At 38.1% G+C, this 20,268-nt stretch carries 19 protein-coding genes; 13 read left to right on the forward strand and 6 right to left on the reverse strand.

Translation table 11 applies throughout. The annotated features are described in order from the left end of the window. Nucleotides 1–269: 269 nt before the first annotated feature. Together MTO68_RS14210 and MTO68_RS14215 are read right to left on the reverse strand one after the other, a co-directional pair. Nucleotides 270–1,403 carry an acyl-CoA dehydrogenase family protein gene (locus tag MTO68_RS14210; protein WP_244013030.1) on the reverse strand — a complete coding sequence of 378 codons (1,134 nt, stop codon included), beginning with the start codon at nt 1,401–1,403 and terminating at the stop codon, nt 270–272. A 206-nt stretch (nt 1,404–1,609) separates the two neighbouring features. After that, the gene (locus MTO68_RS14215; RefSeq protein ID WP_004719394.1) at nt 1,610–2,380 is read right to left on the reverse strand and encodes a 3-hydroxyacyl-CoA dehydrogenase; all 771 of its coding nucleotides are present in this window, start codon (nt 2,378–2,380) and stop codon (nt 1,610–1,612) included. 191 nt (nt 2,381–2,571) lie between these two features. On the opposite strand from MTO68_RS14215, the gene MTO68_RS14220 reads away from it, so the two are divergent. The 5 genes from MTO68_RS14220 (at nt 2,572) to MTO68_RS14240 (ending at nt 7,292) form a co-directional block, all read left to right on the forward strand. Then, nucleotides 2,572–3,600 (forward strand): AraC family transcriptional regulator, encoded by a 1,029-nt coding sequence (locus tag MTO68_RS14220; RefSeq protein WP_244013032.1) that lies wholly within the window; start codon nt 2,572–2,574, stop codon nt 3,598–3,600. A 227-nt stretch (nt 3,601–3,827) separates the two neighbouring features. Next, a complete protein-coding gene (locus MTO68_RS14225) occupies nt 3,828–4,175 on the forward strand; it encodes a hypothetical protein (protein ID WP_004719389.1) in 348 nt (115 codons plus the stop codon). A 276-nt stretch (nt 4,176–4,451) separates the two neighbouring features. After that, complete coding sequence (locus MTO68_RS14230; RefSeq protein WP_244013033.1) at nt 4,452–5,435, forward strand: aliphatic sulfonate ABC transporter substrate-binding protein; 984 nt, start codon at nt 4,452–4,454, stop codon at nt 5,433–5,435. Further along, nucleotides 5,435–6,268 (forward strand): ABC transporter permease, encoded by an 834-nt coding sequence (locus MTO68_RS14235; RefSeq protein WP_244013035.1) that lies wholly within the window; start codon nt 5,435–5,437, stop codon nt 6,266–6,268. Before MTO68_RS14230 ends, MTO68_RS14235 begins: the two co-directional genes overlap by 1 nt. 112 nt (nt 6,269–6,380) lie before the next feature. After that, nucleotides 6,381–7,292, forward strand: a complete 912-nt coding sequence (locus MTO68_RS14240) for a bestrophin family protein (protein WP_004822414.1) — start codon at nt 6,381–6,383, stop codon at nt 7,290–7,292. 147 nt (nt 7,293–7,439) lie between these two features. On the opposite strand, the gene prmC is transcribed toward MTO68_RS14240, so the two are convergent. After that, the gene (gene prmC, locus MTO68_RS14245) at nt 7,440–8,258 is read right to left on the reverse strand and encodes a peptide chain release factor N(5)-glutamine methyltransferase (protein ID WP_244013036.1); all 819 of its coding nucleotides are present in this window, start codon (nt 8,256–8,258) and stop codon (nt 7,440–7,442) included. After that, nucleotides 8,258–9,346 carry a peptide chain release factor 1 gene (gene prfA / locus MTO68_RS14250; protein WP_004719378.1) on the reverse strand — a complete coding sequence of 363 codons (1,089 nt, stop codon included), beginning with the start codon at nt 9,344–9,346 and terminating at the stop codon, nt 8,258–8,260. The genes prmC and prfA overlap by 1 nt, the downstream gene beginning before the upstream one ends. Nucleotides 9,347–9,736: 390 nt before the next feature. Here prfA and MTO68_RS14255 point away from each other — a divergent pair, with 390 nt between their 5' ends. From MTO68_RS14255 to MTO68_RS14280, 6 genes are all read left to right on the forward strand, one after another. Then, on the forward strand, nt 9,737–10,168 hold the full coding sequence (locus MTO68_RS14255; protein WP_004822418.1) for a hypothetical protein: 432 nt from the start codon (nt 9,737–9,739) through the stop codon (nt 10,166–10,168). Nucleotides 10,169–10,471: 303 nt separating this feature from the next. Further along, the gene (locus MTO68_RS14260; RefSeq protein ID WP_004822419.1) at nt 10,472–11,011 is read left to right on the forward strand and encodes a glycine zipper domain-containing protein; all 540 of its coding nucleotides are present in this window, start codon (nt 10,472–10,474) and stop codon (nt 11,009–11,011) included. Nucleotides 11,012–11,178: 167 nt separating this feature from the next. Next, entirely contained in the window at nt 11,179–12,192 is a 1,014-nt protein-coding gene (locus MTO68_RS14265) for an LLM class flavin-dependent oxidoreductase (protein WP_004822422.1), read from the forward strand. Between the two features lie 237 nt (nt 12,193–12,429). Further along, entirely contained in the window at nt 12,430–12,912 is a 483-nt protein-coding gene (yiaA, locus tag MTO68_RS14270) for an inner membrane protein YiaA (RefSeq protein WP_034613439.1), read from the forward strand. A 213-nt stretch (nt 12,913–13,125) separates the two neighbouring features. Continuing rightward, nucleotides 13,126–14,055: a ferritin-like domain-containing protein gene (locus MTO68_RS14275; protein WP_034613436.1), complete on the forward strand. Its 930-nt coding sequence runs from the start codon at nt 13,126–13,128 to the stop codon at nt 14,053–14,055. A 17-nt stretch (nt 14,056–14,072) separates the two neighbouring features. Continuing rightward, nucleotides 14,073–14,630 (forward strand): hypothetical protein, encoded by a 558-nt coding sequence (locus tag MTO68_RS14280; RefSeq protein WP_034613434.1) that lies wholly within the window; start codon nt 14,073–14,075, stop codon nt 14,628–14,630. Nucleotides 14,631–14,680: 50 nt separating this feature from the next. Here the strand turns inward: MTO68_RS14280 and MTO68_RS14285 are convergent, their stop codons facing one another. Together MTO68_RS14285 and MTO68_RS14290 are read right to left on the reverse strand one after the other, a co-directional pair. After that, entirely contained in the window at nt 14,681–15,433 is a 753-nt protein-coding gene (locus tag MTO68_RS14285) for a hypothetical protein (protein ID WP_244013038.1), read from the reverse strand. Nucleotides 15,434–15,545: 112 nt separating this feature from the next. Further along, complete coding sequence (locus MTO68_RS14290) at nt 15,546–16,382, reverse strand: pyruvate, water dikinase regulatory protein (protein ID WP_004719361.1); 837 nt, start codon at nt 16,380–16,382, stop codon at nt 15,546–15,548. A gap of 154 nt (nt 16,383–16,536) precedes the next feature. Between MTO68_RS14290 and ppsA the strand changes: the two genes are divergently transcribed. Together ppsA and MTO68_RS14300 are read left to right on the forward strand one after the other, a co-directional pair. Further along, nucleotides 16,537–18,915: a phosphoenolpyruvate synthase gene (gene ppsA / locus MTO68_RS14295; protein ID WP_004719359.1), complete on the forward strand. Its 2,379-nt coding sequence runs from the start codon at nt 16,537–16,539 to the stop codon at nt 18,913–18,915. A gap of 374 nt (nt 18,916–19,289) precedes the next feature. Further along, nucleotides 19,290–20,069, forward strand: coding sequence for an RDD family protein (locus MTO68_RS14300; protein WP_034613420.1), 780 nt, complete (start codon nt 19,290–19,292; stop codon nt 20,067–20,069). Nucleotides 20,070–20,268 lie beyond the last annotated feature (199 nt).

The following is a 20,268-nucleotide window of genomic DNA, read 5'->3' on the forward strand; positions in this document are numbered from 1 at the left end:
TATCCTTGTATTTTCAGCACAAATCATCTCGATGTGCGGTTCCATATTTTGCTTTCTAGCTTTTCTAAAAATGTTGAATCATTCAACATGTGTTCCTATACTTATAGATAACCATGATTAGAAATCACACACAATTTCCAAATACCTCAATTGTATTGCGGTTTTTGAACATCTGCTTTTGCTGTCATGGTGGAAGGCTTTAAAATAAAAAAGACCAGTGCGAAGCTGGTCTTGAGATAGAATTTTGATGCGCTAATCTACAATTGAACTTACTGAATCACCGCTCTTGCGATAACTAAACGTTGAATATCGGAAGCGCCTTCATAAATCTGGCTGACTCGAACATCTCGATAGATTCGCTCTACTGGAAAATCAGCGACATAGCCATAACCACCATGAATTTGTATCGCATCTGAACAGACTTTTTCAGCAATTTCAGATGCAAATAACTTCGCCATTGATGCTTCTTTTAGACAAGCTAAACCTGCATCTTTTAAACTTGCGGCATGGTAAATCAACTGCCGTGCTGCTTCGATTTGAGTGGCCATATCGGCTAAGCGAAATGCCACAGCCTGATGTTGTACCAACTCCACTCCAAAAGCTTTACGCTGATTGGCATATTCAACCGCAGCATCCAATGCTGCTCGTGCCATTCCCACACATTGAGCGGCAATACCAATGCGACCTGACTCTAAATTCGACAAGGCGATTTTATATCCTTCACCCTCATTTCCTAATATGTTCTCAGCAGGAATCCGACAATTCTCAAAAACAATTGTTGCGGTATCTGAGCAATGTTGTCCCATTTTATCTTCAATTCGAGAAACGATATAACCTTCTGTATTGGTTGGAACGATAAAACAAGAAATGCCTTTCTTTGCTGCGGATTTATCCGTAATTGCAAATACAATCGCCACTTGCGCATGCTGTCCAGAAGTAATGAATTGTTTGGTTCCATTAATTACCCACGAATCGCCATCACGTTCTGCTTTACATAGCAAAGCACCTGCGTCTGAACCCGCCTGTGGTTCCGTTAAACAGAAACAGCCAAGCCATTGACCTGTTGCCAATGGCATTAAGTAATCTTGTTTTTGTTGGTCTGTCCCATATTTTTGGATAATTCCACAAGGCAAAGAATTTTGTACGCTGACAATGGTTGAAATTGCACCATCTCCTGCGGCAATTTCTTCAATTGCCGTCACCAAGGAAATATAGTCCAAATCTGCGCCACCCCATTGATCAGACACGGTCATGCCTAATGCACCCAGTTCACCCAACTCTTTGAGTTCTTGATGAGGAAATTTTGCAGTTTTATCACGTTCAGCAGCTGTGGGTTTAAGTTTATTCTGCGAATAATTTCGCATCATTTCCTGAACCATTTTTTGTTCATCATTGAGAATCATTTGAGCATCCCTCTCAGCACTTTTAAATTTTAAATCACTGCAATCATGATCAGCGACCAATCAAAATCTCGTTGTTTGTATAAATTTAGGCTAAAGTCTGCCTAACATGATGGTTTAGATCATGTCAGGCAATATTCAATTTTTTAAAAGTTTGCTATTGCTTACGTTAAAGCAAAGTTAGAAATAAGCAGGCGGATTAGACCAGATTACTTTGGCTGCATACGGATTGCGCCGTCTAATCGAATTGTTTCACCATTTAAATAGCTATTTTCACAAATATGACCAACAAGCTGTGCAAACTCTTCAGGCTTCGCAAGGCGTTTAGGAAAAGGCACCATTTCACCCAACGCATCTTGAACATTTTGTGGTAATGATTTCAACATCGGGGTTTCCATAATCCCTGGTGCAATGGTCATCACACGGATGGCATGTTGCGCAAGTTCTCGCGCCAAAGGTAATGTCATTGCAACAACAGCACCTTTAGATGCAGCATAAGCGGATTGACCAATTTGGCCATCAAACGCAGCCACTGAAGCAGTGTTAATAATCACACCACGATCTTCTTCACCTGCTGGTAACGCATAACGAGAAATGACATCTGCGGCAAAACGCAGCATGTTAAATGTTCCTGCGACATTAATATTCAATACTTTTTGAAATGCGTCTAAAGCATGGATGCCATTTTTACCTAGTACTTTGGCAGATGGGCCAATCCCTGCACAATTAATTAAGCCATTTAATTGAGCATAATCCTGCTCCACATTTTTAAAGAATTGTTCAACAGCAACTTCATCGGTCACATCAAGTTGAACAAATTTGGACTTTTCACCTAAGCGCTTCTGCATTTCTTCGCCAAGCTGGTGATTCATATCCACCATGATCACTTTCGCACCTTGACCAATCAAATGTGTGGCTGTCGCTGCACCTAATCCAGATGCACCACCAGTCACAACAAAAACTTTTCCTTCAATTTTCATTTTATTTTCCTAGTTCATTGTTTGAATTGAGCAGTTTAAATGATGAATTAAACCCACTTTCGACTTAAGATGCAGAGTAAACATAGTCAAGCTTGAGTACAATTTCCAAAAGTTGCATCCTGTATGATGTATTTGGACAATTTAAACATCTTTTTGGAAAACTTTAGTCACAAAACACGTCTCACAAGATAATGGAATACACTGTGAACAATCAACAATTCAGTGAAAGCAAAGGCACAATTTCAATTGCACTGGTACATGAGGCGCTGAGCAGTGCCCAAGACAAGGGCTATGATATACAGCAGATTTTGCATGATGCAGAGATACCGCTGGAAATATTTCATGCAACCAAATCAAGTATTGCTGTTTCAGCTTATGCAAAACTTTGGACTAAAATAGCAGACCATATGAATGATGAGTTCTTTGGCATGGACTCGCATCAGATGCGACGCGGTTGTTATAAATTATTGTCTAAAATGGTCATGCAAGCGGATACCCTACAGACAGCGATTGAACAAATTTTGCAATATTTTAATTTTGTCTTGGATGACTTCACCAGCAAACTGATTATTGATGAAAATTATGCATACATTGTCATTACAGATAAATTACAAACTAAGCGTATGTTCTGCTATGCCACTTATATTATGTTGATTCACAGTTTGATCTGTTGGTTAGCAGATCAAAGAATTTTACTCAATCAATTACAATTAAAATGCACGCCTCCTGAAGATGACAGCGATTATCGCGTTCGATTCTGTGAAAATATTACTTACCAAGCAGATGAGAATTATCTGCAATTCGATGCAAACTACTTAAACATTCAAATCAAACGTGATCAAAAATCTTGGTATGGTTTTATTAAAAACACCCCTGAAAATCTACTATTAAGATTTAAGAATCCTTTGGCTTTAAGTTCAATGATTCGCAAGCAATTACTTTCTATTGCTCCTGCTGAATGGTTAGAACTCGGTGAACTATCAGCGCAGCTCAATATTTCAGAAGCCACCATACAACGCCGTTTAAAAAATGAAGGCAGCAGTTACCAACAACTCAAAAATGATATACGGCGAGATATGGCGATTGAACTGCTTGGTAAAACCACACATACCTTACAAGACATCAGTGAGCTGTTGAATTTTCAGGATGCCAGCGCATTTCATCGGGCATTTAAAAAATGGACTGGGGTAAGTCCAGGTACTTATAGAGAACTCAAATAACATTGAAAGCATTGTTAATGCAAAAGATAATATTTTAAAAAATTTATTTAAAATCAAAATTATAATAAAAGATATATCAATATAAAGACAAGCTCGATATTTACAGCTTATCTGAATAAGGTTGCAAATTAATCAATAATGGTATATTTATTACCCAATTTAAAGCAGGTTTTCTGCTTATTTCCTGTGGTACCCTCCTCCCCTTTAATCACTTTTAGGTCACTAACATGATTAAGATGATTGATGTACTAGAGCAAAATCTAGTTCAAAACTTTATCCATTCCCTTTCTGCTCAAACTGAACATTTAGATGAGCTTATCGAAGGTATTTTAAAAGCTTCAGATCATGACTTTGAACATGCCATGAATGATTTTTTCAAAACCAATGATGCTGCAGAAGTCGCACAAGCGCTTGATATTCACCAAGAGCGATTAGATGCAATTCAATCAGGCTTAGCAATGAAAAAAGAAAACATTGCTGATACTGCAAAAATTGTTGCGCTTTGTCTGGCACTTGAAACCAATGCATTAGACCAAGTTGAAATTGCAGACAGTCTGGAAGATTATCCAGTTTAATTTGCCCAATCCAAAAATGCCTCTGTATAGAGGCATTTTTTATGTCTAATGACTAAAATTTAATTAGAATATTTTTTTATAACTCATTTCAATAATCATCTATTCAACAAGCAAATATGCATACTTTAAAAAAATAAATTTATTCATATAGTTAAATCAATATTTTTTACATTTCATATTTTAAGAAGTGAATATCTGTTTTTCTTTTTTGTACTTTCACCCTAAAAAATATACATATCTAGCTCTGTGTTTCTCTTTGAATTTTATGGGGTATGTATGAACGTTTTTAGCAAAAAAATGACGCGCTTAGTTTCCACCTTAGCCTTAAGCTTAACCGCAATGTCTTCTTTTGCAGCCATCCCAACAACATTGAAATTAGACTACGCCTATTACGCCCCAACAAGTTTAGTGGTTAAAGAACAAAAGCTGTTAGAAAAAGCCTTACCCAAAACAGAGGTCAAATGGGTGTTTAGCCAAGGCAGTAACCGTTCACTTGAATATTTAAACAGTGGCAGTATCGATTTCGCCTCTACCGCGGGTTTAGCAGCAGTATTGAGTCGTGCCAATGGCAGTCCGATTAAAACGGTTTATATCCAAAGCCAGCCAGAATGGACTGCATTAGTGGTTGCTAAAAACTCAGCAATCAAATCCTTAAAAGACCTCAAAGGGAAAAAAATTGCTGCAACTAAAGGGACAGACCCATTCTTATTTACGCTTCAAGCACTTGAAACCGTCGGGTTAAATAAACGCGATGTGCAATTGGTACATCTACAACATCCAGATGGGAAAACAGCTTTAGAACGTGGTCAGGTAGATGCTTGGGCTGGTCTTGATCCACTGATGGCATCTGCACAATTGCAATCAGGCGCAAAACTGCTCTATCGCAATATCGCTTTTAATAGTTACAGCGTGTTAAGTGTAAAAGATCAATTTAGCACCCAAAGCCCAGAAGCAGTTGAGGCTGTAATTAAAGCTTATGAACAAGCACGTAAATGGGCAAAAGCCAATCCAGATAAACTTGCAGAATTATTAGCACGTGAAGCAAAATTGCCACTTGAAGTGGCGAAGTTGCAATTGAGCCGAACTAACCTAGATCAAAACATTCCAACCGCGAAACAGCTTAATGCGCTAAAGAAAGCAGGCACTATTTTGACTGAAGAGGAACTGGTTCGAAAAGGCACCAATGTAAATCAAGTTGTAGATCAACTATTTGACAGCAAATATGCACAAAAGGTCATTGACAAGGTTGCTGAGAAGTAATGACAAAGTCTACACATACTCAATCGACGCAAAGCGAATCAAATGTACGTATAGCGCAGGCGAGTTTAAACAAACCTGCCGTTAAGGCCAATGTTTTAAAATGGGTAAAAGGAATTACACTTCCGTTGCTGCTCATTTTATTATGTGAGTATTTAGTTCGTTTTGGATGGATTGAGTCTTATCTGCTCCCTGCCCCAAGTAGCTTAGTTGACTCATTCAAACAGCTTGCCGCAGGTGATTTATTGACCCATATCTATACCAGTACTTGGCGTGTTTTTTTAGGTTTTTTTATTGGTAGCTTATTGGGGCTCATTTTTGCAATTGCAGTGGGTTTAAACAAACACATTGAAGAATTTTTAGAACCTACATTTTCAGCGATCAAATCTATTCCAAGTCTTGCTTGGATTCCGTTATTGCTTTTGTGGTTAGGCATTGATGAAGCCTCAAAAATTACCTTAATTGCGATTGGTGCATTCTTTCCTACCTATACCAATAGCGTATCTGCCATACATGGTGTTGATTCAAAGTTGTTAGAAGTGGCAAAAGTATACCGTCTGACCTATCTACAAAGTATCTTCCAAATTGTTCTGCCTGCTGCATCGCCTGGAATTCTCGTTGGACTCAGAAACAGTTTAAGCCTAGCGTGGATGTTTATGATTGCAGCAGAACTGATTGCAGCGACACAAGGTATCGGTTATCTGCTCAGTGATGGTCGAGAAACCTCAAGACCTGATATTGTGATTATTGCGATCATCTTACTGGCTGTTCTCGGTAAACTCACTGACAATCTGATGAAATTGATTGAAAACTGGTTTTTACGTTGGAGAACATAAACCGTTCAAAATACGGCTTTTGATCAGCCGTATTTTTTAAATTGCTTATTTGCAACTTGCATTTCTGCTTTTCTCTATGAAACACTGTCGCAGTAATAGTTAGGTAGACAGTATGATCATTCGTGATAAAAGTAACAGCTTCGCACTTCTCTTTGCTTGGCACGGCACCATTCTTCCCAAAGTCTTACCCGCATTAACTTTTGTTGTGCTGATCTCGACAGTTCTGGTTTACCTATCATCACATCACTATTTTACAATTCCTGCTGTACCTGCAATTGGGTTTACCGTGTTCGGGATTATCCTTTCTATTTTCTTAAGCTTTAGAAATACTGCATGTTATGATCGTTGGTGGGAGGGTCGTAAACTCTGGGGTGCTTTGATTGCAACCTCACGCCATCTTTCTCGTGACACACATGTTTTACAAGAAAACCAGCGTAAAGTTTTAATGTATCGTGTAATGCTATTTACCCGTTTATTAAGAAATCGTTTACGCAATCAAAATCAGTCCATTGAATTTTATAAAAATAAAGTTGATTTAGATGAATTAAGCTTTAGCCAACTGGCAAACCACATTAATGCTGCACAATTTGTTTTAGAAGAAATCCAAAAATCTTTAGTGCAATCACTTAAATCAGGTGAAATTTCTGACATTATCTATCAAGGTTTAAATCATCATATTGTTGCTATGGGTAATATTCAGGCTGGCTGTGATCGCATTCTAACCACCCCATTGCCTTATTCTTATTCAGTCTTATTACATCGCACAGTATATTGCTTTTGTTTGATTTTGCCGTTTAGTTTAGAAGCAAGTTTAGGGATTTGGACACCCGTCATCGTCAGTTTAATTGCTTATTTATTTTTGGGACTAGATGCTTTGAGTGCTCAGCTTGAAGAACCATTTGGCCTACAAGAAAATGATTTACCTTTAGATTCAATTACTCGTTTAATTGAAAGAGAAATGCACAGCTCTTTGGGTGAAAAACTCTTAGAGCCGATTCAATTGGTGAAAAGTAATTTGACTTAGCTGGTTTTTCTAAAGGCTATATTTCCCCCCTTAGCTTTAAAATACAGCGAATTCTTTTAATACTTTTTATTCGCCAATAAAAAAGACTTTGTTGGATAAGCAACCTCCGCAATCCAACAAAGTCTTTTTAGATATAGCAATGCAAAACTAATTTGGCCACTGACCTAGTGTGACACGATCATTACCGCCATAGTCTTTAACGGTTCTGACTTGTTTAAAACCAGCACCTTTAAAAATGTTTTGTACCGCTTCAGCTTGATCATAACCATGCTCAAGTACGATCCAACCTTGAGTCGCCAACCATTTTTTACCTTGCTGAACAATATGTTCAATATCCGCCAAACCATGCTGCTCAGCAACCAAAGCTCTTTCAGGCTCAGAAGCAAGATGCGGCATATGCTCATCAGCAGCATCAATATAAGGTGGATTAGAAACTATCACATCAAAAAATTGACGATTCAAAGCTTTAAACCAACTTCCTAGAAAAAACTTGACCTGCCCCAAGTCATGCTTTTCAGCATTATGTAAAGCAACTTCTAAAGTCGGTTCATAAATATCTGTGGCAATAATAGACCAATTTGGACGCTCACTTGCCAGCGATAATGCGATCGCACCTGTACCCGTACCTAAATCAACCATACGAGTATCTTCAGGCAAATCAAGATTTAAAACCGTTTCAACCAAAACCTCAGTATCTGGACGTGGAACTAAAGTATCTCTGGTAACGGTTAAATCCAAAGTCCAAAATGGTTGTGAGCCAGTTACATAAGCCAAGGGTTCACCCGCAGCAATCCGCGCTAGACCCTCAACATATTGCTGTTCTTGCTCAGCAGTTAATTCTTGCGTAGATTTAAGTGACAAATCAAAAGCATCAATTTTTAAAATATGCTCAAGTAACCAAGCATTTTCTTGACGCTCATAACTTTCAGCTTCTCCACGTAAGGCCAAAGCCTGTGCAATATTCATTAACCACCATTTTGTTGTGCAAGCATCGCCAACTGATCTGCTTGATATTCGCGATGTAAGCTGTCAAGTAGCTCAGTCAAATCACCTTCCATTACTGCATCTAACTTATATAAAGTTAAATTGATACGGTGATCTGTCATACGACCTTGTGGATAGTTATATGTGCGGATACGTTCCGAACGATCCCCTGAACCCACCAAATCACGACGCATTTCGGATGTTGCTGCATCGGCTGCAGCACGTTTCGCATTCTCTAAACGTGAAGCCAGTAACGCCATGGCTTTTGCTTTGTTTTTATGCTGTGAACGTTCATCCTGACATTCCACCACAGTACCTGTTGGAAGGTGGGTAATACGTACAGCAGAATCAGTTTTGTTAATGTGCTGACCACCCGCACCAGAAGCACGGTAAGTATCGATACGTAGATCCGCAGCATTAATCTCTACTGTGGTGTCTACATCAACTTCTGGAAGAATTGCCACAGTACATGCCGAAGTATGTACACGACCTTGTGACTCAGTGGCTGGAACACGTTGTACACGATGCGCCCCACTTTCAAACTTCAAGCGACCGTAAACACCTTCACCATTCACTAGACAGATAATCTCTTTATATCCGCCATGCTCACCTTCATTTTCAGATAAGATCTCAATACGCCAGTTTTGAGTTTCAGCGTATTTACTATACATACGGAATAAGTCACCCGAGAAAATCGCAGCTTCATCACCACCGGTACCAGCTCGGATTTCCAAATATGCCGAGTTGGCATCATTTGGGTCTTTAGGAATCATGAGAATATTCAACTCAGCTTCAAGTTGTTCAATTAAAGCTTTGTTCTCTTTGATTTCCTCAACAGCCATATCCTTAAAATCCGGATCAGTTAACATTGCTTCTGCTGTTTCAATATCTTCTTCAGCTTGCTTGTACTTTTTCCAAACATCAGTAATTTCTGATAAATCATTATGCTCACGGGACAAATTACGAAAACGCTTATTGTCTGAAATAACTTCAACATCTGCCAATAATGCTTCTAACTCTTCATGTCGATCACAAAGTTGGTCTAATCGTAAACGTAACGATTCTTTCATTTTAAATACATTCTCAAGCTAAGCCTTACCAAAAAACATTGAGCTTTATAACAGCCCATTTAAAATTGGTAAGAAAATTCTAAAATTGTGCCTAGTTTACCGATTCTGCCATTTAAATGACACATTTATATAAGCACCATCAAGATAAGCTGTAGAATTTATAACAAGATGATCCGCATGATTTTTGATTAGATGCTTTTATTCTCCATTATTCATGCTATTTGTTGACTAATATGGGTGTTTTAAAATCACTTTTAATAGAAAACATACATTCAGATACCAAACGCTATCAATTTTCAGATCCCTCTCCACATTTTTTGGAAAAATTTTTGTTACATTTGCCACATCGAATAGAGATAGAACTGTCCAGATAAGGACATGGAGCAACACATGAAATTTAATACGATCATATTTAGTACTGTATTAGCAGTAACTTCAATATTTACAGTAAGTGCTCATGCTGATAACTCAACACGTATTGCAGCAACTTCTGCTCTAGGTAGTGTCGTTGGTACTGCTGTAGGTAAACAAATCGGTGGTAACACTGGCGCAATGATTGGTTCAGCAGTGGGTGGTGCAGGTGGTGCTGCAGCATCAACCAATAGAAAAGACCGTACTGCGGCTGCAATCGGTGGTGGTTTAGGTGGTGTTGGTGGTTATACCGTAGGTAAAAATATGGGTGGTACCACAGGTGGTTATATTGGTGCTGCTGCTGGTGCGGCGGGTGGTTCGGTTCTCGGTAAAAAAGTTTCTCAAGACCGCCATGCAGATCAACGTAAGTACAATAAAAAGTACTACAAAAAACACCGCCGTCATCACTAAATGATCCGTGAATGATATCAAGCACCTTCGGGTGCTTTTTTGTTTTGTTTCATCTTAGATAAACTGTCAATCTTGTAGAACTACAAGTAATGATTCATAGCTTAATATTACTTGTACAAAATAAGGTTTTACTTAAAATTAAGTTTAATATTCACATAATATGAATAAATTAATCAGCCAAATATACAATCCACACACAAAACACAGAAATTGCTTACATTCAAATCCATAATTATTGCTAAATGTTTCGTTATTCTAGCCTCAAGATAAAGAATTCGAAGAAGCTTCGATCAGGAGTTTAAAATGAAATTACAAGCAATCCTTGGTGCAACTGTAATTGCAGCAACAATGATGACGACTGCACATGCAGGCAACTCAACCAATACAGCATTAACATCTGCACTTGGTGGTGTGGTGGGTGCTGCGATTGGCCAACAAATGGGTGGTTCAACAGGCGCGATGATTGGTTCTGCAATCGGTGGTGGTGTTGGCGCAGGCGCTTCATCAAATAAGCGTGACCGTAATGGTGCGATCATCGGTGGTGCTTTAGGTAGTGCTGGTGGTTATACCGTAGGTCGTAATGTGACGGGTACTTCAACTGGTGGCTATATTGGCGCAGGTCTTGGTGCTGCAGGTGGTTCGGCATTAGGTCAAAAAGTCAGTGACGACCGTCGTTATGATGATCGCTATGACAACCGTTATGGACGTTACAATGATCGATATGATCGTGGCGGTTACCGTAATGTTGATTATCGCTATAATGACCGTGGCTATCGTAAAGACAATGGCAATCATTATGGTCACTACAAAAACAAGAATCATTGGAATAACTGGAAAAATTAATTTCAGTCCAAAATTAATATCCAATTATTTAAATCAAGCACCTTCGGGTGCTTAATTTTTTTGGATAATAAAATCAACATCAAAACCACCAAATATCGACAATTTCCGATATACATTTGCACACTTATATCGTATTATTTCGATATATATTATTTTCGAGTTTAAAAATGTCGTCTTTAACAGATACCGCATTAAAGAATACGAAGTTCTCTATCCTAGAACTCGCACCTGTTCGAGAAGATCAAACAGTTGAGTTTTCACTTAAGCATGCATTGCAACTTGCTCAGCATGCAGAACAGTTAGGCTTTGATCGCCTTTGGTTAGCTGAACATCATAATATGGACGGTATCGCCAGCTCCGCAACTGCTGTATTGCTGGGTTACATCTTAGCCAATACAAAAAATATTAAAGTGGGCTCGGGAGGGATTATGTTACCCAACCATGCACCTTTAGTGGTTGCTGAACAGTTTGGTACCTTGGCAACACTCTATCCAAATCGTATTGAACTCGGCTTAGGTCGTGCGCCCGGAACAGATCCAACCACCATGCGTGCATTAAGACGTGGCCGTCAAGAAACTGAAGAGCAATTTCCACAAGATGTTTTAGAAATTTTAAGCTATTTCGCCGATGCAGTGCCTCAGCAAAGAATTAAAGCAACACCAGGACAAGGTACGCATGTGCCTGTATGGCTTTTAGGATCGAGTCTTTTTAGCGCACAACTGGCGGCTAAATTGGGGCTTCCTTATTCATTTGCCTCACATTTTGCACCGAGAATGTTAGGACAAGCCATTCAGCTCTATCGTGACAATTTTGAACCATCCGCCTATTTAGATAAACCGTTTGTATCTATGGGGGTTCCTACTGTGGTCGCCCAAACCGATGAGGAAGCAGAGTATCTAGCCACAAGTGTGTATCAACGTATTCTTGCATTACTGACAGGACAAAGTTTAAAACTGAAACCGCCTGTAGCAACAATGGAAGGCCGATGGTCAGCATCAGAGAAAATGTCAGTACAAAACTTCTTAGGTATGGCGCAAATTGGCTCACCAGACACAGTGAAGAACGGTTTAAAGCAACTTTTAGAAAAATATCAGGTAGATGAATTTATTTTCACTTGCGATATTTATGATACACAGAAGCGCCTAGACAACTTTAGTTTATTGATGGATTTAAAAAAATAATACAAATCAATCATGTTTTCCTCTTTACCAAAATGAAATGACAAATTTCATTTTGGTTTTTTTTGATTTAACTGTTCTATAGCTGAAATATCCAATTGATTTAAAATACTATTTATTATTTCCCACACTTAAACTCTATTTGAATTAGCTCTCATAAATTGAAAAGATTTGCCATCTCATTTCAAATCAGCATAATAGAACATAGAAAAATCAGTAAAATAGTAATAAGGAACAACAATGAACCAATATATCAATAAACCCACCCCTGCTTTTATTGCAGTCAGTTGGGTGGCTTTACTTGCTGGTGCGGCAGCCTACTGTGTCGGTTTATTCAATGCACAAATTCTATTAAATGAAAAAGGCTATTATTTAATCCTGATCCTTTATGGTCTATTTTCTGCTGTTTCACTACAAAAAGTTGTTCGGGATAAACTTGAAGGTCAGCCAGTCACAGCAATTTATTATGGACTATGTTGGGCTTCAGTGGTGATCTGTATCGTTCTGCTCGCATTGGGTTTATGGAATGCGACCATGGCACTCAGTGAGAAAGGTTTTTATATCATGGCTTTTTTACTTAGCCTCTTCGGCGCTGTTGCTGTACAAAAGAATATTCGAGACTTGGAATATCTCAGAACAAATTCACAGCCTGAATTGCCTCAGCCCCACCCTGTTCAACAAGTTGAAGTTAAAGAACTTGAAACACCAGAAGATAAATTTTAATTGTTAAACAATCTATTGCTCCAAATGATAAGACTTGTCCTTTTATGACAAGTCTTTCTTTTTATCTCAATCACTTAGCTAAATTTTCACATTCAAAATCAAACCATTACTGGGTTGATATTTTTCATCATTCCACAATGAATATCTTTGCCAATTGATTCACAGAAATATTAAATAAAATGCAATGAAATCCTTATTTTTGATAGATTTGCTATGGCTTCAATTGACTTAGAAAAAATGTTAGATAAAGTCAAAAACACACAATGGACTTTATCCGATATTGATTGGGATGCACCAGGCCGTGAGCTGGTTACAGCTGAACAATGGCCAAAACTTAAAGACTTTATGGCAGATCTGATGTGGATTGAGCATGTAGGTGCCCGTGCATTTTCAGCAATGTCAAAAAAAGCGCCAACGGCAACTTTACGGGAGATGTACGCCATCTTTCATGCCGAAGAACAACGCCATGCCAATGCAGAAATGGCGCTCATGAAACGCTGGGGAATGTTAGATGGTGATATCCCTAAACCAAATAAAAATTTACGCTTGATTATTGAATGGCTAGATACCTATGCCGATGAAATGCCTTTTTATATTTTAGGCGCAGTGATTCCCATGCTTGAAGTGGCTTTGGATGGCGCTTTATGTACCTTTTTATTGGATACTGTAGATGATCCAGTTTGCCACCAAGCCTTTGAACTGATTAATGGCGATGAAGCACGGCATTTAGGTGTGGGTTTCAGTGTAATGGAAGCACAAGGGATCAATAAAAGCGTCATTGAGCTTGCCCAAATGGCTGCACGAGTAATCGACCCACGTTTGATGCTGGGTATTTTGGCCTACTTACCATTAATCAATAAAATGCGTGACAACGTCATTAAGCTCGGGCTTCCTGAAGAAAAATTATATGCAGCAATGAATAAATTTTCGAAAATTGGCGGAAGAACAGTGGAAGGACGCCGTAACCCGTGGTTTCAAATCATTCAATTTCATGGCAAAAATGTAGTAGATCGCAATAAAAAATGGTTCCATATCCCGATTGATGCCATGGTTAGCGTGACTGACAAGATTCCTGAAAAGTCTTTACCTAAAGTCCCAAGTTGGATATATCAATTAACGTCAGAACCCACTGCGACCAATTAGTATAAAAAGGAAATAATATGCTCGATAGGAAAAAGAGTCAAAATGAAGGTTTTTTTCAAAATCAGCCGGAATTTTTTAAGCATTATAAAGGTAAAATTATTGCATCTACTGAGATTAAACTCACCGATTTTACCGGTTTAAACGTGGCAATTATTGGTGCAAATCAACTTACAGTCACACACCTTAGCCACGTTTTAAACAGTGCTGAATTTGTAAAAGTGTTTCAAATCACACCCGCTTTTATTTTACCGCAAACTGAAAAAGGGGTTCAAAAGTTAATTTCGCACCCTTTGATTATCAAAAATCGTCGTTTGTTTAATCATCGTGTTAAATCAATGTTGGCGATTCGTTATCTAGAGTCGCAAGTTCAGGAACAATGGTTAAAACGTCAGTTGATGCCGAACTCTGCGTTAAAGAGTAAAGTATTTTTAAAATCAGATACTTACTACACAGCATTACAACATAAAAACTGTAAATTAATCACTTGGCCAGTCGTTAAAATTACTGAAAATGCAGTACAAAGTATGGAAGGAATTGAACATTTAGTGGATGTGATTATTACCACTTACGAATAATAGTTTGAGAAGGTTTGAATTTAAGAGGCTTTTAGGCCTCTTTTATTTAATTATTTGACCACACCACTGTAACGATAACCCTGTGGAGCTTTTTGATAACGTAAATAGTTATTGGTCAATTTTCCTGAAGCATTCACCACCAATATATCAATATTTTTTAAGTCTTTTGAGATACGGATAAAATCTTCAGCAGAACGCTCCCATTCCTGACAATCATTTTCAACACCAATTGAATCAAGTTTTTGAGTCTTGGTTTCAAAAATGGGGTGCGCGACAAATTTGCCGTTGTTCAATATAAAGGAGTTAATGCGATAGCCCCTTGAACAAGTACTATTAATAAATAGACTGGTGACTAAATAAACGTCCTGATTTTTAATTTTGACTTGCGCAATTTTATCGATAAATCCCACTTGAGCTAACGCTTGGGACGCCAAACCATTGCTTCGCTTCACCTGAATTAAACTATATGGTTCTCTCATCGTTCCCCCAGCAGAAACGTCCATTGTATAAAATTTGATTTTTCGATCAGGGCTGTAATGGATATCCAGCATATTTTTTTCATCGAGTTTTGCAAACGAATATGCAAAACTCGATGAATCATTTTTTATTTTATTTTCAATTTCATTGGAAATTTTTTCATTGTACTGATCACATTCAGCACGCCCTGAACAGGTTTTTTGATAATATTTTTCAACCAACCCATTTTCAAAGTTGCTCAATGATTCAGCATTGGTTTGTTGTGCAAATATACTTTGTCCACTTACAAGTATGAAAAATGAACTTACTTTTAATATCTTATTCATATAACAAATCACACTATAAAAAATAATAAACATAAAAGAAAATGAGCCAAACCTTGATTCAGCTCAATACTGTTGTTAAACCACAACACACACCAAAAAGTATAATGATGGATTATCCAATACGACGTTTAAGACCTGTCATTTGCAAAACACGTGTTGAAATTTCTTCAATCGACATCTCTGAAACATTTAAATATTTAATCCCTTCAGAAATATAGATTCCTTCAACTGCGCGTAGCTCCATCTGACACTGCGAAAAGCTCGCATAGCGGCTATTGGCTTTACGTTCAGAACGAATGGCAACGAGACGTTCAGCATCAATCATCAAACCAAATAGTTTATTTTTATGTTCTTTCAGTACCGCAGGTAAACGGTTATCGTCTAAATCTTCTTCGGTCAATGGGTAGTTTGCAACTCGAATACCAAACTGCAAAGATAAATAAATTGAAGTTGGAGTTTTACCAGAACGCGATACGCCGATCAGGATTAAATCTGCTTTGTCATAATGGCGGGTACGTGCCCCATCATCGTTATCCAAAGCAAAATGAACAGCATCAATACGTGCTTTATACGACTCAGAATCCGTCACAGCATGGGTTTGTCCGACTAAAGTTGTAGGTGGTGTACCTAAAACGTCTGACAACTTACTAATAAGCCCTTCAAAAACATCAAGATTTACAGCATTTGCAGTGTTAATAATGTCACGAACATAAGGGTCAACCAAAGTATCGAATACCAAAGGTTGTTGACCATCTTTATCCGCCCTTTTATTGATTTCTTCGACTACATTCATTGCAGCTTCTTCAGAGGTAATATAGGGAATAATATGGATATCAAACTTTACATGAGGAAATTGCGCTAATAATGAATGCCCAAGGGTTTCAGCCGTAATCGCTGTACCATCAGAAATAAAAAATACGCTCCGCTTTATTTGGTTACTTTCTGACATTAAAAATCTCCTCAAACATTTGTCTTAGCGATGTATAATCTTTATAGTAAGCCCATCTTACATGACTATCACTTAGTTGAATCAAAATGCTAAGTTTTTTGTTATAATTTCATGCCAAGATAGTGATTAATACTGCATAAGTGGAGTAACAACTTTGGAAGCACGCGTAATCGGTCTGGAAAAACTAGGTAAACACGACGTTGAGATCGTGGGTGGTAAAAACTCTTCACTTGGGGAAATGATCAGTCATTTAGCAAATGCTGGCGTATCGGTTCCAGGTGGATTTGCAACGACTGCTGATGCATATCGCGAATTCCTAGAGCAAAGTGGCCTAAATGCTAAAATCAATGCAGAACTTGCAGCATTAAATGTTGATGATGTAATCGCACTGGCAGAAACTGGTGCAAAAATCCGTCAATGGATTGTAGAAACTCCACTTACTACAGGTCTAGAGACTGAAGTTCGCGAAGCATTTGCTGCCCTTTCTAACGGTAATCCTGACATCGCTGTTGCGGTACGTTCTTCTGCAACTGCTGAAGACTTACCAGATGCTTCATTTGCGGGTCAACAAGAAACTTTCTTAAACATTCGTGGGATTGACAACGTTCTTATCGCAATTAAAGAAGTTTTTGCTTCACTTTATAATGACCGTGCCATTGCTTACCGTGTACACCAAAATTTTGCACATGATATTGTTGCGCTTTCTGCTGGTATTCAGCGTATGGTTCGCTCTGAAACGGGTGCTGCAGGTGTAATGTTTACACTTGATACAGAATCTGGTTTCCGTGAAGCAGTATTTATTACTGCTTCTTACGGTTTAGGGGAAATGGTTGTACAAGGTGCAGTAAATCCTGACGAATTCTATGTTTCTAAGCCACTTCTAAGAAATGGCAAACATGCCGTTATTCGCCGTAATCTTGGTTCTAAACACCAAAAAATGATTTATGGTGAAGAAGGTGCTGCGGGTAAATCTGTTGTGGTTGTTGATGTTGAAAAAACAGATCGTCAGCAATTTGCTTTAAATGATTTAGAGCTTCAAGAACTTGCTAAACAAGCCTTGATCATTGAAGAACATTATCAAGCGCCGATGGATATCGAATGGGCAAAAGACGGTGATGATGGTCAAATCTATATCGTTCAAGCACGCCCTGAAACGGTAAAAAGCCGTGAAAATGTCGGCACAATGGAACGTTACCTCCTTAAACAAAAAGGTACAGTTCTTTGTGAAGGTCGTTCAATTGGTCAACGTATTGGTTCTGGTAAAGTTCGTATTGTTACCTCAATTAAAGAAATGGACAAAGTACAAGAAGGTGATGTTCTTGTATCTGACATGACTGACCCAGATTGGGAACCAGTGATGAAACGTGCGGCTGCAATTGTAACTAACCGTGGTGGTCGTACTTGTCATGCGGCAATTATTGCCCGTGAACTTGGTGTTCCTGCCATCGTAGGTTGTGGTAATGCAACAGAAGTGCTTGTTGATGGTCAAGAAGTCACTGTTTCTTGTGCTGAAGGTGATACAGGCTTTATTTATGAAGGTGCGTTAGATTTCGAAATTCAACGTAACTCGATCGAATCTATGCCTAAACTTCCGTTCAAAATTATGATGAACGTAGGTAACCCTGACCGTGCATTTGACTTTGCTCAAATTCCAAACGAAGGGATTGGTCTTGCACGTTTAGAATTCATCATCAACCGTATGATTGGTGTGCATCCAAAAGCGTTGTTAAACATTGACAGCCTACCACGCGAAACACGTGCGGCCGTTCTGGCACGTACTGCTGGTTATGCATCACCGATTGAATTCTATGTTGAAAAATTGGTTGAAGGTATTTCTACCCTTGCAGCTGCATTTGCTGACAAACCAGTAATTGTTCGTATGTCTGACTTTAAGTCGAATGAATATGCGAACTTGATTGGTGGTAAGCTTTACGAGCCTGAAGAAGAAAACCCGATGCTTGGTTTCCGTGGTGCGAGTCGTTATGTATCTGATAACTTCCGTGACTGCTTTGAACTCGAATGCCGTGCATTGAAAAAAGCACGTGATGAAATGGGTTTAACCAACATTCAAATCATGATTCCTTTTGTACGTACAGTATCTGAAGCGAAACGTGTTATTGAGTTATTGGCTCAGAACGGTCTTAGACGTGGTGAAAACGGTCTTAAAGTGATCATGATGTGTGAGTTACCAACAAACGCATTACTTGCTGAACAATTCCTTGAACACTTCGATGGTTTCTCTATCGGTTCAAATGACTTAACTCAGCTAACACTTGGTTTAGACCGTGACTCTGGTATCGTTTCTCACTTGTTTGACGAACGTGATCCAGCAGTAAAAGCATTACTTTCTATGGCAATTCATGCTTGCCGTAAAGCGGGTAAATATGTAGGTATCTGTGGTCAAGGTCCTTCTGATCACCCTGATCTTGCAAAATGGTTAATGGAACAAGGTATTGAATCTGTTTCATTAAACCCAGACTCAGTTTTAGATACTTGGTTCTTCCTTGCTGAAGAAAAGATTAAACAATCTTAATCAAAGCTGTTTAAAAAGACCCTCTAGTAGGGTCTTTTTTATGTATATTTTTTAAACTTTGATTTTAATATTCCATGAAATATCAGATTTAAGATTGGTAGTTTTTAACGTAGATGCAAATATTCGATATATCGTTGGTGTATTCAGTTTTCACATCTGTGTTTGAATGTTGAACCAAGTTTTACAGTCACTCCTCTGCTGCTAAATAGGTTAATTTTTCTTGATATTTTAAGATTTCGTGTAAATTTAATGTTAATACATTCAAAAATCTAGTATACATAGTGGTTTAAAAAAGTAGGTGAACAAAGTTGCGGTTATGTTCATTTTCATCTACCAATTTTGTACTTTTAGATTTATTTTGAGAATTGAGTTTTATGCAAATTTACTTGGCGAGAAATAACCAACAAGCTGGTCCGTATTCAATTGAACAACTGAATCAAATGCTTGCAAGCCAGCAAGTACTTTTAACAGATTTAGCTTGGCATCAAGGATTAACGGAATGGAAAGCGCTTGGTGAACTTACACAAGGTAAACTTGTTTATGAGCCTATTGGTTATGTCACACCAACGTCATCAAACAACGAACAAATTGATCGTCAACAAAATCCTGCTATCACCAATATAAAAATTGAAAAAAGTACAAAAAAAATCATTAAAGCGGCACCTGTAGGTAAACGAATCTCAGCCAAACTTATCGATTTTGCCCTTTTGTTTTTACCCCAATTCATCGCTATTGCTTATTTTATGCCTGAAGATGCAATCAAAGTTGCTTCAGATGGTTTTTCAGTAGACAACCAAGTTAAAATTGCTGAAATGATCAGTCAAAGTATGCCAGCCTATCTGAATATTGCTCTGATGGTCTTTGTACTTATTCTCTTGATCACTCAATGCTTTATGATTACCAAATTTGGACAATCTATTGGTAAAAAAATATTCAAACTGCAGATTGTTGATGTCAATACCAATCAATTGCCAGGGTCGCTAAGAGGATTTTTTGTTCGTTCATTTTTATTTCTTATCCTGTCTCAAGTTATGAGCGTATTACCTCTGATTGCCATCATTTTCATTGTTGATTTGTTCATGTTTTTCTCTAAAGAGAATTATGCATTACATGATCGTATTTCTAAAACCAAAGTTATTGATCTTTCAGAATAATTCAAATGGCGGTTATACCGCCATTTTTTATCGCTAGCCAAGCACAAAATAATAATTTATGTTTTTGTTTTCCTTATAATTCCGACTAAAAATATCAGGTATTTTTACATCAATATATTCAACCTCTATGTATAGCTAAGTTTGACGATATGAGGCATAATGCCCTACAACGTAGCGGTGTCAGATCATTGAGAATGTT

This window comes from Acinetobacter sp. NyZ410 (assembly GCF_022828975.1).
Taxonomy (GTDB): Bacteria; Pseudomonadota; Gammaproteobacteria; order Pseudomonadales; family Moraxellaceae; genus Acinetobacter; species Acinetobacter guillouiae.